The organism is Endozoicomonas sp. ALE010, assembly GCF_049310165.1.
In the GTDB taxonomy this organism is placed as follows: domain Bacteria; phylum Pseudomonadota; class Gammaproteobacteria; order Pseudomonadales; family Endozoicomonadaceae; genus Endozoicomonas.
In genome coordinates this window covers 1-1,749 of record NZ_JBLYNV010000177.1, presented here as the reverse complement: position 1 = coordinate 1,749, position 1,749 = coordinate 1, and the positions used below count along the sequence as shown (strand labels likewise).

The following is a 1,749-nucleotide window of genomic DNA, read 5'->3' as shown; positions in this document are numbered from 1 at the left end:
ACACCCCGACCGAGAATATCACGGCATTCAAACAAGCCGTCAACAACACACCGGTGTTACCCGGTAAAACCTGCGGGGTTATCAATACCCACAATTTCGACGCGGTCTTCAGTGATCTGTCCGCACAGGAAAACACCCTGCAAAAGATCGATACCTTTCATAAGATGGCCAGCGAATTTGACCAGCTGCTGGTCAGCGGTGAACTGACCGATGAGCAATGGCTGATCCTGAAACATCGGACGGAATCACTGCCTGTCGCCCCCGGATTGGTGACAGGCACTTTGCCAGAACCCTCCGGTGACAGTGTTGTCAGGCTGTATACCGGCAGTGTTGCCAATATCGCTGCCAATGTTGTGGCACAATCCGACTGTTACCGACTGGCCACCGGTCAGCAATGGGAGGAGCTCTGGTTTACCAGCAAGCTGAAAATGTCAGGCAAGTTGCGTTTCCAGCTGAGAGCAACCCCGTTATTGACACAACTGCTTAAGGGTGAACCGGTGGTGCTGTCCGGGCTGGAACATACCCCGACCCTGGCAGGGCATCTGGAGTCACTACTGGCACCTGAGCCCTATCTCTGGATTTACGGCCAGAAAAAAGCTCTGCCCCACTGCCAGCTGCATATAATCTGGCCCGCTGACCGACTGCCTGACCAGAGTCGATGGTTCCAGCGCTGGCAACAGCAGCAGGATACCCGGAGTGATTGCTCAGCAGGCAGTGTAGAGGCTGACAGTGTTGAGCCTGAAACAGCTGAGCTCGGTAAAGCTGAGTCCATTTTGGCAGAATCCATTATGGCCGCCCCCGGTTTGATCCAACCCTTTTCGTCCCGCCATCCCGATGCAATTGGGCCATTAGGCCGTCTTTTGTCTCGCATTCGGACATTGCCCCAGAGCCCGGATAAAAGTTATCCGGTCATTCCGGTTCAGGCACCGGCTGAGTTTCTGAAACTGCTGGAGGCTCAGCTCCCCATTGAACAGCGGCTGGATCGCGCCGGGACTCTGGAGCCCTTTCACTGGCGTAAGGCCCTGAATAAGTTACTGGCCCATCCGGTGCGGGGTAATGTAACCATTTACAGTTTTGTCAAAGCTCAGATCAGTGGGATATTTCCGGATTCCATGGAAGGGGTTGATCGTGATGGCATTGCTGCCATCCTGAACACCCTGCCAGCCCTGAAGCACCCAAAGGATCTGGCCGATCATTTCTGGCCATTGGCCCGTTATATGGCACCGGCACTGGGCGAGTATTTGCCTGATATTTTCGGCGAACCTTCTCCCCGCTGCACCGCGAAGATGGCCGCCATTATCCACTCAATATTCCCTCAACAGGGCATTGAGGCTGATCTTTTGCCGGTACTGAACGACAATATCCATCCCTATTCCGGCCATCGCCTGCGCCTGCTGTACGACGCCCTGCGGGTCTGTGGCAGCCAGAGTATCCCGGTGCATCGGCAAGCCCGGGACTTGAACCAGCAACTGACCGCCATTAGCCAATGCCATCCGTCTGAGCCACTGGAGCAGCTGCAACAGCCGCTTCAGCACGCCTTTTCGGAACCGCTGCTGACAACCTCCTTGCAGACACTGGCCTCAGATTGGCTCAAGGCCAGCTGTCACCATCAGCAGCAACAGGGCAAGCGGCTTGAACAGCTCACGACCATGCTCAGACAGCACAGGATCATTGAGCTCAATGGCCCGGCGGGTACCGGTAAATCCTGCCTGGCCGTCGCCACCGGGCAAGCGTTACAGGAACGGCGGC

1 protein-coding gene is annotated in these 1,749 nt (G+C 56.1%); it reads left to right on the top strand.

What is annotated here, in order from left to right; translation table 11 throughout:
- Positions 1–1,749, top strand: a 1,749-nt coding sequence (locus ACO6UY_RS24600; RefSeq protein ID WP_422491682.1) for a hypothetical protein, incomplete at both ends; no start/stop codon positions are given.